Raw genomic sequence first — 16371 nt, 5'->3', positions numbered from 1 at the left:
CGTCACAGGTCCTTATTATAGTGTGTGTTTGATCTCGTTTTCTTTATGGTTGTTACATAGAATGTGCACGAAAACTAAACCTGCCTCATATTTGGAGCAAATATGGACCGCGTTCTTCATTTCGTCCTGGCCCTTGCCGTGGTTGCGGTACTCGCACTGCTGGTAAGCAGTGACCGTAAAAAAATCCGCATTCGTTATGTTATTCAATTGCTTGTTATTGAAGTGTTACTGGCATGGTTCTTCCTGAACTCTGATGTCGGTCTGGGCTTCGTGAGAGGCTTCTCCGAGATGTTTGAAAAACTCCTCGGATTCGCTAATGAAGGGACAAACTTTGTCTTCGGCAGCATGAACGACAAAGGCCTGGCATTCTTCTTCCTGAAAGTGCTGTGCCCAATCGTCTTCATTTCCGCTCTTATCGGTATTTTGCAGCATATCCGCGTTCTGCCGGTTATCATCCGCACGATTGGTTTCCTGTTATCCAAAGTGAACGGTATGGGCAAGCTGGAATCCTTCAACGCCGTCAGCTCCCTGATCCTGGGTCAGTCCGAGAACTTTATCGCCTATAAAGATATCCTCGGCAAAATGTCTCGCAACCGTATGTACACCATGGCTGCAACGGCGATGTCGACCGTTTCCATGTCTATCGTCGGCGCGTACATGACCATGCTGGAACCGAAGTACGTGGTTGCGGCGCTGGTTCTGAACATGTTCAGCACCTTTATCGTGCTGTCGCTGATCAACCCGTACACCGTTGATGCCAGCGAAGAAAACATTCAGATGTCTAACCTGCACGAAGGCCAGAGCTTCTTCGAAATGCTGGGTGAATACATCCTGGCAGGTTTCAAAGTAGCAATTATCGTTGCGGCGATGCTGATTGGTTTCATCGCGCTGATTGCAGCCCTGAACGCCCTGTTCGCCACCGTGACCGGCTGGTTTGGTTACAGCATCTCCTTCCAGGGCATCCTGGGCTACATCTTCTACCCGGTTGCATGGGTAATGGGTGTGCCGTCCAGCGAAGCGCTGCAGGTGGGCAGTATCATGGCAACCAAACTGGTTTCCAACGAATTCGTTGCGATGATGGATCTGCAGAAAATTGCCGCCACGCTCTCTCCGCGTGCAGAAGGTATCCTGTCCGTGTTCCTGGTCTCCTTCGCTAACTTCTCTTCCATCGGTATTATCGCCGGTGCGATTAAAGGTCTGAACGAAGAGCAAGGTAACGTGGTTTCCCGCTTTGGTCTGAAGCTGGTGTACGGCTCTACGCTGGTGAGCGTACTGTCTGCATCTATCGCAGCACTGGTGCTGTAAGCGTAAGACAACATCGTATTGATAAGACCGGGGAGATTCTTCTCCCCGGTTTTTTTATGCCTGCTATTCAGCAAACCGAAGAGATACAAGGTAAGAACAGGTAGGATACAGAAACAAAAAACCCTCGCTTTTCAGCGAGGGTTTAAATTTTGGTGGAGCTAAGCGGGATCGAACCGCTGACCTCTTGCATGCCATGCAAGCGCTCTCCCAGCTGAGCTATAGCCCCACGATGCTATTACGTACGTACCAAATTTATTGGGATTAAATTTGGTGGAGCTAAGCGGGATCGAACCGCTGACCTCTTGCATGCCATGCAAGCGCTCTCCCAGCTGAGCTATAGCCCCATTACGTAAAGCTTGTCGAGTTGACGGGCGGCATCATATGAATTCCCTTCGCGTGTGTCAACGGCAAAATTAACTCATAGAATTCAATCGCTGAAAAAGCAGTCAAATGAAGAACATTGCGTAACAACTCGCATTCAGTAGTTAAACGCGTCACGGTTTCTACTAAAATGGTGCTATAAAATGAGCCACTAATTAACCCCACGACTATTCAGGGAATCGTTATGTTCAAGGAACGGATGACGCCAGAAGAACTTGCTAATCTGACCGGATACAGCCGACAGACCATCAATAAATGGGTGCGCAAGGAGGGTTGGGCTACATCACCAAAACCAGGCGTACAGGGCGGTAAAGCGCGTCTGGTTCACGTCACCGAACAAGTTCGTGAATACATTCGCAGTGCTGAGCGTTCAGCCGAAGGTTTATCAGATAATTTATCGTTATCCGGCGATACCTCTATCGAAGCTCTACTGATTAGGCTCGCCAAAGAGATGACTCCGTCAGAACAAAAAATGTTTACGTCACTGATCCTGCGTGAAGGCATTACGGGTTTGTTACAACGCTTAGGGATCCGCGACAACAAATAATATGAAAAAATTACGCAGCAAAATGACGACCGAAGAACTGGCGGAATGTCTCGGGGTTGCCAAACAAACCGTCAATCGTTGGATCAGAGAACAAAACTGGACCACCGAAAAGTTTCCCGGCGTTAAAGGGGGTCGTGCAAGGCTGATCCATATCGACTCCAGCGTCCGTACGTTTCTGCTCAATATTCCGGCTTTTCGCAAAGTCCCTGAAATTTATCAGGCTGAGGAACCGCTGGCAGAATATACCCACGTGGTGCGTAGCCACGCCTGTCGCCAGATAATCAGCGCACTGGACAACATGTCCCCAACGGAACAAGAAAAGCTGGCAATGTATATTTCGCGCGAAGGTATTCGCACTTTCCTTACCCGTCTGGGTATTGATGAGTCTGAATAACAGGCAAAAAAAACGGCAGGATGCGCTCCTGCCGTTGTTTCATCGCTCAACCGGTCTTACTGCTGGCTTTCACGCTCAGCAATAAACGCCAGCGCTTTATTAATACGCTCAATGCTGCGGGATTTACCAATCGCATGCACCGTGACGTCTAACGCCGGAGACTGACCCGCGCCGGTTACGGCTACGCGCAGCGGCATCCCAACTTTACCCATACCCACTTCCAGCTCATCAGCGGTTGCCTGAATCGCGTGGTGCACGTTTTCTGCCGTCCACTCGCTGATAGCAGCCAGCTTATCGCGAACCACTTCCAGCGGCTGACGCGCTACCGGACGCAGGTGTTTCTTAGCTGCATCCGCGTCGAACTCAGCAAAGTCTTCGTAGAAGTAGCGGCAGCTCTGCGCCATCTCTTTCAGCGTTTTGCAGCGCTCACCCAGCAGTTTAACCAGCTCAGACAGCTGCGGGCCGACGCGAGTATCGATATTTTCCTGCTCAATGTGCCATTGCAGATGCGTTGCCACATATTCAGGTGCCAGCGAATTAATGTAGTGATGGTTCAGCCACTGCAGTTTTTCGGTGTTGAACGCACTGGCAGACTTGCTCACCGCACCAAGGGAGAACAGTTTGATCATCTCTTCACGGGTGAAGATTTCCTGATCGCCGCTGGACCAGCCCAGACGCACCAGATAGTTCAGCAGCGCTTCCGGCAGGTAACCGTCGTCGCGATACTGCATAACGCTGACCGCACCGTGACGTTTAGAGAGTTTTTTACCGTCGTCGCCGTTGATCATCGACACGTGTGCATAAACCGGCACCGGCGCATTCAGCGCTTTCAGGATGTTAATCTGACGCGGAGTGTTGTTGATATGGTCTTCACCACGAATAACGTGGGTGATTTCCATATCCCAGTCGTCGACCACAACACAGAAGTTGTAGGTCGGGGAACCGTCAGTACGGCGGATGATCAGATCGTCCAGCTCCTGGTTGCTGAATTCGATCGGCCCACGGATCTGGTCGTCAAAAATAACGGATCCATCCTGCGGGTTGGCAAAACGCACCACGCATGGTTCATCAGCAGCATGATGTTCATGCCCGTGGCGGCAGCGACCGTCGTAACGTGGCTTCTCACCGTTTGCCATCTGCTCTTCGCGCAGTGCGTCCAGACGCTCTTTGGAGCAGTAGCATTTATACGCGGTACCGGCTTCCAGCATCTCATCAATCACGGCATTGTAGCGATCAAAACGTTTGGTCTGGAAGTACGGGCCTTCATCCCATTCCAGATTCAGCCAGTTCATGCCATCCATAATGGCTTCAATAGCTTCCGGAGTGGAGCGTTCGAGATCGGTGTCTTCAATACGCAGCACAAACTCACCGTCATGGTTACGTGCAAAAAGCCAGGAATATAGAGCAGTACGCGCACCACCGACGTGCAGGTAACCTGTCGGGCTTGGCGCGAAGCGAGTTTTGATTTTCATGAAATGGCCTTACGTTTATAAAGATGCCGACAACCGGCAAATCCTGGAAAGATTATCAGGCTCGTATTCTATCACTGTGGTCTGATTCCTCAATGTTGTTCAGGTTGGAACATCACGCTTTGCCATTTTCGTATACAAATCATGCTGCATGGATTGATTTGCGATCGTTTTGTTTAAATTTACGACGAACGAACAAATTCTTTAGAAAATGCGTTGACTCATTTTCAACTCTCCCTATAATGCGACTCCACACAGCGGGGGTGATTAGCTCAGCTGGGAGAGCACCTCCCTTACAAGGAGGGGGTCGGCGGTTCGATCCCGTCATCACCCACCACTTCGGGTCGTTAGCTCAGTTGGTAGAGCAGTTGACTTTTAATCAATTGGTCGCAGGTTCGAATCCTGCACGACCCACCAATGTAAAAAGGCGCCCTAAAGGCGCCTTTTTGCTATCTGCGATTTATAAGATTCGAACCTGCATCGCCTGATGCGCTACGCTTATCAGGCCTACAGACAATACCCCACACGTAGGCCGGATAAGACGTTAGTCGCCATCCGGCACAGACAACACAACACGCGTAGGCCGGATAAGACGTCAGTCGCCATCCGGCACAGACAATACCGCACGCGTAGGCCGGATAAGACGTCAGTCGCCACCCGGCACAGACAACACTACACGCGCAGGCCGGATAAGACGTCAGTCGCCATCCGGCGCAGACAACACAACACGCGTAGGCCGGATAAGACGTCAGCCGCCATCCGGCACAGACAACACAACACGCGTAGGCCGGATAAGACGTCAGTCGCCATCCGGCACAGACAACACAACACGCGTAGGCCGGATAAGACGTCAGTCGCCATCCGGCACAGACATCACATCGTCAATGCCGCTACCAGTTTCTCCAGCGCGGGTGTCGCCTGCAGTTGGTCATACACAATATACAAATCCGCCGGAATACGTTCCTCTAACGGTCGAAATACCACGCCAGGCCAACTCATCTGCGCATAGCTGTCAGCAATTAACGTAATACCAATCCCCATGCTGATCATCGCCAGCACCGTTTGCGGCTCCCTCACCTCACGAATAATCATCGGGGAAAATCCAGCACTCAGGCAAACTCGCTGCAAAAATGCCCAGTCAGTATGAATGGAAGGCATTGTGACAAAATATTCATTTCTCAACGCCTCCAGCGGTATGGACTCACAGGCAGTAAGAGGATGTTCTTCCGGCATGGCAACCAGAAAAGAGGACTCATGCAAACGCAAACTGGTAAACCCGGGAGAAAGCTCCGTAGCCATCCGCCAAATTCCCGCATCCAGTTCACGCCGTTCCAGCATCGTCATCTGCATCGCGGGCATGTTCTCGCGAAACAGCACCTCAACATTGGGATTATCCTTCATAAAACGCCGCATCACCGGACGCATTTTTCCCCACATCGCTGTACCGATAACGCCAAGCTCAATTCGCCCTGCCTCACCACGACCAATTTGCTCCACTCTCGCCAGCGCCTGATTAGCACTGGATAACAGTCGGCGCGACTCTTCCATCAATATCTTTCCCGCGTGAGTTAACGCCACGCTGCGGGAATGACGGATAAATAGCAAAGTGCCGAGCTGTTGCTCCAGCTCTTTAATATGGGTACTGAGCGGCGGTTGCGACATATTCAGGCGAGCAGCAGCACGTCCAAAATGCAGTTCTTCTGCGACAGCAAGAAAATAACGCAGTAACTTCAGATCGATGCGGTGCGTGCGTTCCATGGATAATGCGCTCCTGAAATAAGGATAATGCGCAAAGTTACCACATTGCCTCGCAGAAAATGAAACGGCGGGTATCAGAACCCGCCGCCAATGGAGTATTAATGTGCCGGTGCTTTCTGTGCCAGTCGTTCAGGCTCATGCCTGTATTTAAAGAACAATGCAAAGATAACCGCCAGAGCCAGCGCATACGCGGCAAACACCAGCCAGATAGTTTGCCAATCCTTGACGCCATCGACAGAAAAATAGTCCACCGCCATACCACTCAGAATTGATCCCACCCACGCGCCAACGCCGTTTACCATCGTCATAAACAGCCCCTGCGCGCTGGCGCGAATGTTAGAGCTAACCTCCTGCTCGACAAATACCGATCCCGAGATATTGAAGAAATCAAACGCACAGCCGTAGACGATCATCGACATCAGCAGCAGCACAAAACCAAACGGCGACGGATCGCCAAAGGCAAAGAAGCCAAAGCGCAGCGTCCATGCCAGCATGCTCATCAGCATCACCGTTTTAATGCCAAAGCGTTTAAGGAAGTACGGAATAGTGAGAATAAAGCCCACCTCCGCCATCTGTGAAACGGAAAGCAATATGGAGGGGTACTTCACCACAAAGCTGTCGGCAAATTCCGGGTTACGGGCAAAATCATGCAGGAACGGATTGCCAAAGACGTTGGTGATTTGCAACACCGCCCCCAGCATCATCGCAAACAAAAAGAAGATTGCCATCTGCGGTTTTTTAAACAGGACAAAGGCGTCCAGACCGAGCTTGCTGGCAAGCGTGGTGTTTGCTTTCTTCTCAGCAACCGGAATTTTCGGCAACGTAAGCGCATACAGAGCCAGCAGCAGCGATGCGCCTGAAGCGATATACAACTGCGCGCTGCTCAGTTCCAGTCCCATCAAGCTGACAGTCCACATCGCCACAATAAACCCAATGGTGCCAAATACACGAATTGGCGGGAACGCGGTGACCGGATCCTGACCTGATTGCGCCAGGCACGAGTATGAGACGCTATTCGATAACGCAATCGTCGGCATATACGCCATTGCGTTAACCAGCATCACCCAAAACATGGTCTGCGGATCGGTAACGGTTGTGGCATATAGCAACACGCCCGCACACACCAGATGACAAAGCATATAGGCGCGCTCGGCGCGTAGCCATTTATCGGCAATGATGCCCATAATGCCCGGCATGATAATCGCCGCCAGCCCTTTCGAACTGTAAATCATACCGACGTTCGCGCCGGTAAAATCCAGGGTATTAATCATGTAGGAACCCAGGGTTACCAACCAGCTTCCCCAGATGAAATATTGCAAAAACGACATGAGCTTTAAGCGAGATGCGATACCCATTTTTCCGTTCCTTGCCATAAAGTAAGACCCCGCAAGCGGGGTCATTTTTTAGTTATTCAGGCCAGTTTGCGCAAGAATCCGCAGATCAAATTGATGAAATTCTGCCGGGAGAGTTCCGCCGCAGCCAGCGTCTGCGCGTGAGATAATTTAACATCACCCAGACCTTCCGCCAGGTTGGTGATGGCCGCCACCGCAACCACTTTCAAGCCGCAGTGGCGCGCAGAGATAACTTCAGGCACCACCGACATCCCCACCACGTCGCCACCGATAATTTGCATCATGCGGATTTCTGCCGCGGTTTCAAAGTTCGGCCCCGGATAAGAGACAAAAACCCCTTCACTCAGCGGGAACCCTTCCTCAGCGGCAACAGTTTGCAGGATCGCACGATAGTCAGCATCATAGGCATTCGCCAGTGAAAAGAATCGCTCGCCAAAACGCTCATCGTTTGGCCCTACCATCGGCGTACCCGGCATCGTATTGATGTGATCGCTAAGCGCAACGAGGCTACCCGGTCCGACTTCGGGACGCAAAGAGCCTGCAGCATTGGTGCAAAACAGCAGCTCACAGCCCAGCAGCTTCAGCGTACGAATGGCATCCGTCATCACCGTCATACCGCGACCTTCATAGAAATGTCCACGTCCTTTCATACAGGCCACCGGAATTCCCGCCAGATTTCCCAACACCAGTTCACCAGCATGACCGTGTACGGTACTCACCGGGAACCCTGGTAGTTTCTCGTAAGAGATGGCAACCGCATCCTCAATTTGATCCGCCAACGCCCCCAGACCTGAGCCGAGGATAAAGGCTACGCGCGGCGTAAAATCCGGTTTGTAACCACGAATGATATCAGCGCTATACCAGGGATTTTGCGAGAAAAGAGAGTGGCTCATGAGATGTCCTTAATACTGAGTAATCGAAATAACGTAGCGTACCGCATTGTTATAGCGAGACTACGCAATCGATTACCAATACCGTTTATCCCGATAACCGATAGTAAATCGGTATAGATGGCACGTGCTAAATCGGCCTGAACTCACATTTTTTTTCTGCCAGAAATGGCAAGGAGTACCAACACATCAGGAATTCGTCAGACGAGTGGGCAGACAAAGCCCGCCTTGCAAATGACTGACAAACATTTGTTGATTATTAATAAGCGAAAGCAGGTACAACAACACACTTTCGCTAATCAATAATTAAAACGGGGGAAACAGCTGTTTACTTCTTATAGAGTTCGCTGGTCACTACAGCCTGAGAACCATTGCCTATAGAAGAGAAGTTCTTAATAACAAAGAAATCAGCACCTTCTTTATCTGCCATTTTCGAAATTTTGTGCATACATTGATTCACCGTATTTTCCGTTACGGTGATTGACTTGACATGCTTTAAACTATTGGCTTCTTGTTGCGAGATTTCTGTAGCAGCAAAGGCAGACAGACTGAGAAAACACAAAGAAGCGGCCAATGATGTGACTAATGTCTTTTTCATAACTATCCTCATAACTTACATATTAATATTTGAGCATCAAGATATACCCTTCACATAATATTGCAAACAAAAACCCTTCTATTTATAAAATAGACGAATCGACAAACATTGAAGAGTAATGAACATCATATGTATTATTCAATAGGTTTATTATAGCGGGTTAAATATTTGCATAATAAGCGCAGGAAAATAACACTAAATATCCACGAGGCATTTAGTGTTATTTGCAATTAATTACCGGCCACTTCGTTAAGAAGGGTTGTCAGGATGCTAACTGGAGCAACAATATTATGTGCAACACCATAGTCAAACTCCAGAACAGTACTTGCATCCTGATAATCTATATGGGTATCACCATTGTCATCCTGCCAAATAACCACCCGTAGGGGTAACTCTATTGCCGCATGAGGATTTGCTTGCATGGCAGGAGTACCACCCTTTGGGTTACCAAACAGAAATAACATCGTCGGTCGCAGAGCAAGACCTGCTTCCGTTGCCGCTTGCTGTTGATCAACCTGCACAAAAATACGAATATTTTTAGCATTCAATACGCTGACGAGTCTGTTTACAGTATCATCAAAATTGAACTTACTAGGCAGCGTTTTTGTCCGCTCCGGCTTTCTCATCTGTCGTTCCTTTATTTATAGAATATTCATGAAAATACCCGCCAGCGAATGACGGGTATTGATAAATGCTAGCACAGTTATTTAGGCGTCACTTCGACAGAGCCCCAGCTGATACCATTTGGGTTGTTGTCTACCGGGAGCGTGTTCACTACCTTACGCTCATTAATGTCAATCATCGAAACAGAGTTTGCAAATGAGTTAGTTACGTAAGCATACTTGCCATTTTTATCGACAACCACGCCATGGGCCCCATCGCCAGTGGTGATGGTTTTCGCTACCGTAAGGCTTGCGATATCAATCATGTTTATTGTGTTACCCGGCTTGCTCTTCGAGCCCTGATTGGTTACCAGCATGCTTTTACCATCCGGAGTGCCAAACAGCTGGATTGGTACGGTACCAACATTAATTTTCTTCACAACTTTACGCGTTGCTGTATCAATCACCGCTACAGCATCTTCACCAGACAGGGAAACAAACACCCGTTTTCCGTCCGGTGAGAAACCTACCTGGGCTGGCATTTTACCTAATGGGATCTGCGCGACCTCTTTATTACTGTCTGTATCAACAACGGATACCGAGCCCCCTTTCATATTCGCGATATAAACTTCTTTACCGTCAGGACTCACTCTGAGGCCATGAGGGAATTTACCTACATTAATTGTCGTTAAATTTTTCAAATGTTCTGCATCAATCACGCTGATAGTGTTATCTGCACTATTTGAGATATACGCCATTTTCCCATCAGGGGTGACGACAACATGCGCAGGATGTGCGCCAACCGGAAGTTTTGCAATAACCGTATCATTTTCGCCATTAATAACCCAAACTTCGCCATGTTCCTTTTTGCCTGCATGAGAATCTTTGCCCATATCCATTTTCTCAGAATGGGCATCTTTACTCATATCCATATGTTCAGAGCCTGATGAATGTGTCCCGTTAGCACCAAGGTTGGTTACCCAAACTGTTTTATTGTCTGGTGACACCTGAACGTTATGCGGCATTTTACCAACATGTACTTTATCTACAGTCTTTAAAGACGCAGCATCAAGTACATTAACTGAATCTGCACCTTCATTTGCTACATACACTCTGTCTGCTGCAAACGTATAACCAGACCATGCCAGCATACTAATTTGCATTGCAATTAAAATTTTATTTTTTCTTATCATCGCCGCCAATACCCCATTAGTTAAATATATTTACCGGATTAGTTTCAGCAACCAGCTATTGTAGGATTATTTAACATGTCACTAATATTACTCCATCGGGATCGTGTTAATTCTACCTATAACGAGTTACTGTATAAATTGCTTAGTCATTTCATTAATCAATCGCTATACATCATTGTATTAGATACTGCTATCCGTAATTGCGTATAAAGAGTATCAACCTTCCAGCAAGTGGAAGGTCAAGAAAAAAAGTAATAATTTAAAATAGCCTTACAAATCCGCAAGCTAAGCAATTGCCTAAGAATATCGCAGGAGAATTTATAAATATAAAGAGGTAGTCCGGTGCCGGGTAAAAATATAAAAGTTAACGATCAGTTCATCGATACTGAAAGCCAAACTTAACGACATGAAAAACACCAGCCATATCGTTAAAGCTGGTACAAAGGATCCCGTGCCCGACCGGCGGTTAATTCACTGGCCTGCATCCGTACTACGTCCCACAGCGCCTGGGCCGCAGTCGATAAAGAACGATTTTTACGTCGTGCCAGCATCAATTGTCGTTCCACAACCGGCGTCAGGCGTTTAACCTGCAAATGGCTGCCCTGTGGCAGAGGAAGCGCCAGCGCAGGCAGCACGCTGATACCAATCCCCGCCTCAACCATCGGGAAAAGCGTGGCAGGGTGACCTATCTCCTGAACGATATTGGCCTCAATGGAAAAGTGAGCCAGTGCCGCATCGATCAACGGTCGACTGCCGGAAGCGTAATCCTGTAATACCAGGCGCTCATGATATAAATCCTGCCAATTTACCCATTCGCGTTGGGCTAGCGGATGATCCCCTCGACACAACAGCAGGAACGGTTCGGATAACACCGCTTCACACTGCAGATCGGTCACAGCACCTGGATCTATCACAATGCCAAAATCTACCTCGCCCTGACGAATACTCTCCAGCACCCACTGTTGCGGACGATCGTGCAGCACAAAATCGATTGCTGGATAAAGCTGATTACTCTGGGCAATACACTGTGGAATAAGGTGAGCAGATATTGTCTGGCTGGCGGCAACGCGCACCGTTCCGGTTAACTGCGTTCCCACCTGGCCTGCTTCGCGCAGCGTGCTGTGCAGTTCATCCAGAATACGTTCCAGCCGCGCCGCCAACTGGTGCCCTGCTTCTGTCAGCACCACTTCCCGCGTTGTTCTATCTAACAACCGCACACCCGTCTGCCCTTCCAGCTCTTTAACGCTGTGGCTGACCGCAGACTGGCTTAAGCCAATGATATCCCCCGCCCGGCTAAAGCTTTTGGCCTGAGCGACGGTAACAAAAATACGGAGCTGACGCAGAGAGTAATTCATCTATTCGATTCATATATGGATGCAATAAATCAATTTTATTTCTCAAACAGAAAAACGCAAAATGTTCCTACCGAATTTCAGGAGCTTTTATGAAACTTTTTCGTATCCTTGATCCGTTCACGATAACGTTGATTACGGTCGTTTTACTGGCGTCCTTTTTCCCGGCCGAAGGTGGCTTTGTACCTTTCTTTGAAGGCTTAACCACCGCTGCCATTGCCCTACTGTTTTTTATGCACGGGGCGAAGCTTTCGCGTGAAGCCATTATTGCCGGCGGTAGTCACTGGCGTTTACATCTGTGGGTGATGTGCAGCACGTTTGTTGTTTTCCCGGTGCTGGGCGTTCTGTTCGCCTGGTGGGCACCGGTAAATGTTGACCCGATGCTGTACACCGGTTTCCTGTACCTGTGTATTTTGCCGGCCACGGTGCAGTCGGCAATCGCTTTTACGTCGCTGGCGGGGGGTAACGTTGCTGCCGCCGTGTGTTCCGCTTCGGCCTCCAGCCTGCTGGGTATTTTTCTCTCGCCGTTACTGGTTGGCCTGGTAATGAATATGCATGGCGCAGAAGGCAGTCTGGAGCAGGTGGGGAAAATCATGCTGCAGCTGCTGCTGCCGTTCGTACTGGGACATCTTTCACGTCCGTGGATTGGTAACTGGGTGTCCCGACATAAAAAATGGATAGCCAAAACGGACCAATCCTCCATCTTGCTGGTGGTGTACTCCGCCTTCAGTGAAGCCGTGGTTAACGGGATCTGGCACAAAGTGGGGATTGGCTCACTGCTGTTTATCGTGGTGGTCAGCATCGTATTGCTGGCAATTGTGATTGGCATCAACGTCTTTGTTGCGCGGAAATGCGGCTTCAACAAAGCCGATGAGATCACCATTGTCTTTTGCGGATCGAAAAAGAGCCTGGCGAATGGGATCCCAATGGCAAATATTCTGTTCCCGACGTCAGTGATAGGAATGATGGTGCTGCCGTTGATGATCTTCCATCAAATTCAGCTGATGGTGTGTGCCGTGCTGGCACGTCGCTACAAGCAACAAACGGACGCATTGCAGGCGCAGCAGAAAAGCCACGCCGCAAAGGCTTAGAGCGGGCGTTTCAGGGGCTGCACCAGTTGCGTCAGCCCTTCAGTTTTAATCAGCAGCGTGATTTGCATCAGCTCGCCGAGCTTGCCCGCCGGGAATTCATCCTTACGGGCAAACCACAGCAGATACTCTTCCGGTACATCAATCAGCCGACGCCCTTTATATTTGCCAAAGGGCATCACGGTATTGGCGATTTCAACCAGCTGCTCTTTTTCCATCTCAGGCACCCAGTAAGCGGATCATTTCAGCTTCATCGATCACGGCAATACCCAGTTCCTGCGCTTTTGCCAGCTTCGAACCCGCCGCTTCACCGGCAATCACCAGGTCGGTTTTCTTCGATACGCTGCCGGCCACTTTTGCACCCAACTCAGTCAGTCGCGCTTTGGCGTCATCGCGTGACATCAGGCTCAGGCTCCCGGTTAGCACCACCGTTTTCCCCGCGAAGGGGCTGTCGATTTCTTCAGCGTTGATGACCACCGGCGCTGGCCAGTGAATCCCCTGCGCCAGCAGTTGGACGATCACCTCGCGGTTACTCTCTTCAGCAAAGAAATTAAACACGTGGGTCGCTACCACAATGCCGACATCCGGCACTTTTTGCAGCTCTTCAATAGAGGCCGCTTCCAGCGCCTCAAGGGTGCCAAAATGCGCCGCCAGACCAGCCGCCGTAGCTTCGCCGACTTCGCGAATACCCAGCGCGTAGAGGAAACGGGCAAACGTCGTTTCTTTTGCTTTTTCCAGCGCATTCACCACTTTTTGAGCCGATTTCGGCCCCATACGATCAAGACCGGTCAGCTTACCTGCGGTCAGTGTGAAGAGATCCGCTGGTGTGTGGACATACTCCTTCTCGACCAGTTGATCGATAATTTTGTCGCCCATGCCGTCAACGTCCAGCGCACGGCGGGAAACGAAGTGTTTCAGCGATTCCTTACGCTGCGCTCCGCAGATTAAACCACCAGTACAGCGAGTAACCGCTTCGCCTTCCACACGCTCAACGTCTGAGTTGCATACCGGACAGTGTGTGGGAAACTCAATTTCACGCGTATCGTCCGGGCGCTCGGAAAGCACGACATTCACTACCTGCGGGATGACATCGCCCGCACGGCGAATGACGACTTTATCGCCAATACGCAAACCAAGACGCTCAATTTCATCCGCATTGTGCAAGGTGGCGTTACTGACCAACACCCCGGCAACCTGAACTGGCTCAAGGCGGGCGACAGGTGTAATCGCCCCGGTACGTCCAACCTGAAACTCAACATCACGTACGAAGGTCATCTGCTCTTGCGCCGGGAACTTAAAGGCCACCGCCCAGCGCGGCGCGCGGGCAACAAAACCCAGTTGTTCCTGCAACACCATAGAGTTGACTTTGATCACCACACCGTCGATATCGAATCCCAGCGTCGGTCGGTCTTCTTCAACCTTGTGATAGTAAGCAAGTACTTCCTCCGGAGAGTCGCAAAGCGTAACTCTGTCGCTCACCGGCAATCCCCACTCTTTAAATTGCAGCAGACGGCCCAGGTGGGTATCAGGCAGCACACCACCTTCCAGCACACCAACGCCATAGCAGAAGAAAGTAAGCGGTCGCTTCGCTGTGATACGCGGATCGAGCTGGCGCAATGACCCGGCCGCTGCGTTACGCGGGTTAGCAAACACTTTGTTGCCAGTGCGGCGGGCCTCTTCGTTAATTTTTTCAAATCCGGCCTGCGGCAGGAACACTTCACCGCGCACTTCCAGACGCGTCGGAATGTTATCGCCTCGCAGTTTTAACGGGATCGCACGGATGGTGCGCACGTTCGAGGTAATATCCTCACCCGTAGTACCATCACCACGCGTTGCGGCACTGACCAGCACACCGTTTTCATACAGGATACTGACCGCCAGCCCGTCCAGCTTCAGTTCGCAGCACCAGGTTAGTTTATCCGTACTCTTTAGTCTGTCCTGCACGCGCTTGTTGAAGGCGAGAAAACTCTCTTCATCAAACACGTTATCCAGCGACAGCATTGGCACTTCATGGCGAATCTGGCTGAACGCTGCTAACGGGGCGGCGCCAACACGTTGGGTTGGCGAGTCGGGGGTGATAAGTTCCGGATGCTGCGCTTCCAGCTCGCGCAGTTCACGCATCAGGCGATCATATTCCGCATCGGGAATTTCCGGCGCATCCATCACATGGTAGAGATACTCATGATGGCGAAGCGTGGTTCGCAGTTCTGTCAGTTGTTGTTCGATTGATTCCATATCGCACCATCAATGATAAAAAACCCCCGACAGGCGGGGGTTTAGCAAGGAGATGTCACGCCAGAGGAAAATCAGGCGCGAGATTCTTTAACTTCGCGGATGCGGTCCTGATACTCGCGCAGTTTCTGCGGCGTCATCATGCGACGTTGATCGTCGAGCACCACACCACCCACTTCATCGGCAATGTGCTGTGCAGACTGCAGCATCAGCTTAAAGTTTTGCAGCTCGTCACCGTAGGACGGAACCTGCATAAAAATAGTCACGCCAGGGGTGCTGAAATCACCCGTCATTTCGGGGTCAAACGTTCCTGGGTTAACCATATTGGCAAGGCTGAACAGCGAAGGACCGCTGCCATCCGGGCTCAAATGACGATGGAAAATATTCATATCGCCAAATTTAAAACCGGCTTGCTGAATGCTGTTGAGCAGCACTTCACCGTTGAGCTCACTACCGTGATGCGCCGCAACGTTCATAATAATGACCGCTTCTTTACGCTGCGGTTTTTCAGCAACAGGAGCTTCTTCAACTACCGGCTCAGGCTGCGGTTGATGTTCAACGGCAGGCTCTGCGGGCTGGAAAGCCTGCGGCGCAGGTTGCGGTGCTTGCTGCACGGGCTGCTGAACCTGCGGAGCAACGGGCTGATGCTGCATCTGCTGCTGCACAGGTTGTTGCTGAACAGGCTGATGCTGCACCGGCTGCTGCGGTTGTACAGGCTGCGGCTGCTGCTGAACATGCGGCGGCGGTACCGGCGCTTGTGCAGGCTGCGGCGCGGGTTGACGCGGCTGAGCAGACGCATAAGGCGGCTGGTACTGGTGTTGCGGCGACTGAGGAGGAACACCATGTTCCTGCGCGTTACCGGGAGCATGATTCACACGATGAACGCGAACTTCGCCCACGCCTTCGTCTTCCTCGACGTTGTCGTCGAACGAATCCTCGTCTTCACGTTTAGACTTCATGCGTTTCAGTGGGCGATCGCGGAATATAGAAGACCGCTCTTTACGGCTAGTCCAAAAACCATGTACCAGTAAAGCGATTATGGCGATCGCGCCAACAATGATTAATATCAGACGCAAATCCTGCATCATTATATTCTCTGTTGTTCTAACACCTTGCCACCACGGCAAACATTTACTCACTAAGAGTATTTGTCGATTACGCCAAGTGCAAGTGCACTCTTGGCTTTCACGGCATAAAGATGAACAAAATT

15 protein-coding genes and 4 tRNA genes are annotated in these 16371 nt (G+C 50.4%); 6 read left to right on the top strand and 13 right to left on the bottom strand.

Going from position 1 to position 16371, the window contains the following annotated elements; genetic code table 11:
• Positions 1 to 102: 102 nt before the first annotated feature.
• Positions 103 to 1305, top strand: coding sequence for a nucleoside permease NupC (gene nupC, locus OGY09_RS15555; protein WP_032944128.1), 1203 nt, complete (start codon positions 103 to 105; stop codon positions 1303 to 1305).
• A 150-nt stretch (positions 1306 to 1455) separates the two neighbouring features.
• Here nupC and OGY09_RS15550 read toward each other — a convergent pair.
• Both OGY09_RS15550 and OGY09_RS15545 read right to left on the bottom strand, forming a co-directional pair.
• Positions 1456 to 1531 (bottom strand) — tRNA-Ala (locus tag OGY09_RS15550).
• Between the two features lie 42 nt (positions 1532 to 1573).
• Positions 1574 to 1649, bottom strand: a tRNA-Ala gene (locus OGY09_RS15545).
• A gap of 221 nt (positions 1650 to 1870) precedes the next feature.
• Here OGY09_RS15545 and OGY09_RS15540 point away from each other — a divergent pair.
• Both OGY09_RS15540 and OGY09_RS15535 read left to right on the top strand, forming a co-directional pair.
• On the top strand, positions 1871 to 2233 hold the full coding sequence (locus OGY09_RS15540) for a YfeC-like transcriptional regulator (protein WP_003028277.1): 363 nt from the start codon (positions 1871 to 1873) through the stop codon (positions 2231 to 2233).
• 1 nt (position 2234) lies between these two features.
• A complete protein-coding gene (locus OGY09_RS15535; RefSeq protein ID WP_003834896.1) occupies positions 2235 to 2627 on the top strand; it encodes a MerR family transcriptional regulator in 393 nt (130 codons plus the stop codon).
• A gap of 56 nt (positions 2628 to 2683) precedes the next feature.
• Here the strand turns inward: OGY09_RS15535 and gltX are convergent, their stop codons facing one another.
• Positions 2684 to 4099 carry a glutamate--tRNA ligase gene (gltX, locus tag OGY09_RS15530; RefSeq protein WP_008785393.1) on the bottom strand — a complete coding sequence of 472 codons (1416 nt, stop codon included), beginning with the start codon at positions 4097 to 4099 and terminating at the stop codon, positions 2684 to 2686.
• A gap of 258 nt (positions 4100 to 4357) precedes the next feature.
• On the opposite strand from gltX, the gene OGY09_RS15525 reads away from it, so the two are divergent.
• Both OGY09_RS15525 and OGY09_RS15520 read left to right on the top strand, forming a co-directional pair.
• A tRNA-Val gene (locus tag OGY09_RS15525) sits at positions 4358 to 4433 on the top strand.
• A gap of 4 nt (positions 4434 to 4437) precedes the next feature.
• Positions 4438 to 4513: transfer RNA gene (locus tag OGY09_RS15520), tRNA-Lys, on the top strand.
• A 456-nt stretch (positions 4514 to 4969) separates the two neighbouring features.
• Here OGY09_RS15520 and OGY09_RS15515 read toward each other — a convergent pair.
• The 7 genes from OGY09_RS15515 to OGY09_RS15485 form a co-directional block, all read right to left on the bottom strand.
• Entirely contained in the window at positions 4970 to 5854 is an 885-nt protein-coding gene (locus OGY09_RS15515; protein ID WP_032944129.1) for a LysR family transcriptional regulator, read from the bottom strand.
• A gap of 98 nt (positions 5855 to 5952) precedes the next feature.
• On the bottom strand, positions 5953 to 7209 hold the full coding sequence (locus OGY09_RS15510) for a nucleoside permease (protein ID WP_032944132.1): 1257 nt from the start codon (positions 7207 to 7209) through the stop codon (positions 5953 to 5955).
• A 56-nt stretch (positions 7210 to 7265) separates the two neighbouring features.
• Positions 7266 to 8099: a xanthosine phosphorylase gene (gene xapA, locus OGY09_RS15505; protein ID WP_008785395.1), complete on the bottom strand. Its 834-nt coding sequence runs from the start codon at positions 8097 to 8099 to the stop codon at positions 7266 to 7268.
• A 325-nt stretch (positions 8100 to 8424) separates the two neighbouring features.
• The gene (locus OGY09_RS15500; protein WP_008785396.1) at positions 8425 to 8694 is read right to left on the bottom strand and encodes a YdgH/BhsA/McbA-like domain containing protein; all 270 of its coding nucleotides are present in this window, start codon (positions 8692 to 8694) and stop codon (positions 8425 to 8427) included.
• 230 nt (positions 8695 to 8924) lie between these two features.
• On the bottom strand, positions 8925 to 9320 hold the full coding sequence (locus OGY09_RS15495) for a DUF302 domain-containing protein (protein ID WP_032944134.1): 396 nt from the start codon (positions 9318 to 9320) through the stop codon (positions 8925 to 8927).
• 77 nt (positions 9321 to 9397) lie between these two features.
• Positions 9398 to 10489 carry a YVTN family beta-propeller repeat protein gene (locus OGY09_RS15490; protein ID WP_032944137.1) on the bottom strand — a complete coding sequence of 364 codons (1092 nt, stop codon included), beginning with the start codon at positions 10487 to 10489 and terminating at the stop codon, positions 9398 to 9400.
• Positions 10490 to 10917: 428 nt separating this feature from the next.
• Positions 10918 to 11844, bottom strand: coding sequence for a LysR family transcriptional regulator (locus OGY09_RS15485; protein WP_032944140.1), 927 nt, complete (start codon positions 11842 to 11844; stop codon positions 10918 to 10920).
• An 89-nt stretch (positions 11845 to 11933) separates the two neighbouring features.
• Here OGY09_RS15485 and OGY09_RS15480 point away from each other — a divergent pair, with 89 nt between their 5' ends.
• The gene (locus tag OGY09_RS15480; protein WP_032944142.1) at positions 11934 to 12932 is read left to right on the top strand and encodes a bile acid:sodium symporter family protein; all 999 of its coding nucleotides are present in this window, start codon (positions 11934 to 11936) and stop codon (positions 12930 to 12932) included.
• On the opposite strand, the gene OGY09_RS15475 is transcribed toward OGY09_RS15480, so the two are convergent.
• The 3 genes from OGY09_RS15475 to zipA form a co-directional block, all read right to left on the bottom strand.
• A complete protein-coding gene (locus OGY09_RS15475) occupies positions 12929 to 13147 on the bottom strand; it encodes a DUF3820 family protein (protein WP_032944144.1) in 219 nt (72 codons plus the stop codon). The two genes, OGY09_RS15480 and OGY09_RS15475, sit on opposite strands and share 4 nt — an antisense overlap.
• Position 13148: 1 nt before the next feature.
• The gene (ligA, locus tag OGY09_RS15470; protein WP_032944147.1) at positions 13149 to 15164 is read right to left on the bottom strand and encodes an NAD-dependent DNA ligase LigA; all 2016 of its coding nucleotides are present in this window, start codon (positions 15162 to 15164) and stop codon (positions 13149 to 13151) included.
• Between the two features lie 71 nt (positions 15165 to 15235).
• On the bottom strand, positions 15236 to 16249 hold the full coding sequence (zipA, locus tag OGY09_RS15465) for a cell division protein ZipA (protein WP_275399106.1): 1014 nt from the start codon (positions 16247 to 16249) through the stop codon (positions 15236 to 15238).
• Positions 16250 to 16371 lie beyond the last annotated feature (122 nt).

Origin of the sequence: Citrobacter sp. Cpo071 (genome assembly GCF_030332765.1) — a bacterium.
GTDB lineage: Bacteria > Pseudomonadota > Gammaproteobacteria > Enterobacterales > Enterobacteriaceae > Citrobacter > Citrobacter portucalensis.
The sequence above is the reverse complement of the archived record's forward strand: the minus strand, read 5'-3'. Positions and strand labels throughout refer to the sequence as shown.

Excerpts from the sequence above, each read along its gene's own strand:
- nupC (WP_032944128.1), top strand. The coding sequence starts at position 103 with ATGGACCGCGTTCTTCATTTCGTCCTGGCCCTTGCCGTGGTTGCGGTA.
- OGY09_RS15540 (WP_003028277.1), top strand. The coding sequence starts at position 1,871 with ATGTTCAAGGAACGGATGACGCCAGAAGAACTTGCTAATCTGACCGGA.
- OGY09_RS15535 (WP_003834896.1), top strand. The coding sequence starts at position 2,235 with ATGAAAAAATTACGCAGCAAAATGACGACCGAAGAACTGGCGGAATGT.
- gltX (WP_008785393.1), bottom strand. The coding sequence starts at position 4,099 with ATGAAAATCAAAACTCGCTTCGCGCCAAGCCCGACAGGTTACCTGCAC.
- OGY09_RS15515 (WP_032944129.1), bottom strand. The coding sequence starts at position 5,854 with ATGGAACGCACGCACCGCATCGATCTGAAGTTACTGCGTTATTTTCTT.
- OGY09_RS15510 (WP_032944132.1), bottom strand. The coding sequence starts at position 7,209 with ATGGGTATCGCATCTCGCTTAAAGCTCATGTCGTTTTTGCAATATTTC.
- xapA (WP_008785395.1), bottom strand. The coding sequence starts at position 8,099 with ATGAGCCACTCTCTTTTCTCGCAAAATCCCTGGTATAGCGCTGATATC.
- OGY09_RS15500 (WP_008785396.1), bottom strand. The coding sequence starts at position 8,694 with ATGAAAAAGACATTAGTCACATCATTGGCCGCTTCTTTGTGTTTTCTC.
- OGY09_RS15495 (WP_032944134.1), bottom strand. The coding sequence starts at position 9,320 with ATGAGAAAGCCGGAGCGGACAAAAACGCTGCCTAGTAAGTTCAATTTT.
- OGY09_RS15490 (WP_032944137.1), bottom strand. The coding sequence starts at position 10,489 with ATGATAAGAAAAAATAAAATTTTAATTGCAATGCAAATTAGTATGCTG.
- OGY09_RS15485 (WP_032944140.1), bottom strand. The coding sequence starts at position 11,844 with ATGAATTACTCTCTGCGTCAGCTCCGTATTTTTGTTACCGTCGCTCAG.
- OGY09_RS15480 (WP_032944142.1), top strand. The coding sequence starts at position 11,934 with ATGAAACTTTTTCGTATCCTTGATCCGTTCACGATAACGTTGATTACG.
- OGY09_RS15475 (WP_032944144.1), bottom strand. The coding sequence starts at position 13,147 with ATGGAAAAAGAGCAGCTGGTTGAAATCGCCAATACCGTGATGCCCTTT.
- ligA (WP_032944147.1), bottom strand. The coding sequence starts at position 15,164 with ATGGAATCAATCGAACAACAACTGACAGAACTGCGAACCACGCTTCGC.
- zipA (WP_275399106.1), bottom strand. The coding sequence starts at position 16,249 with ATGATGCAGGATTTGCGTCTGATATTAATCATTGTTGGCGCGATCGCC.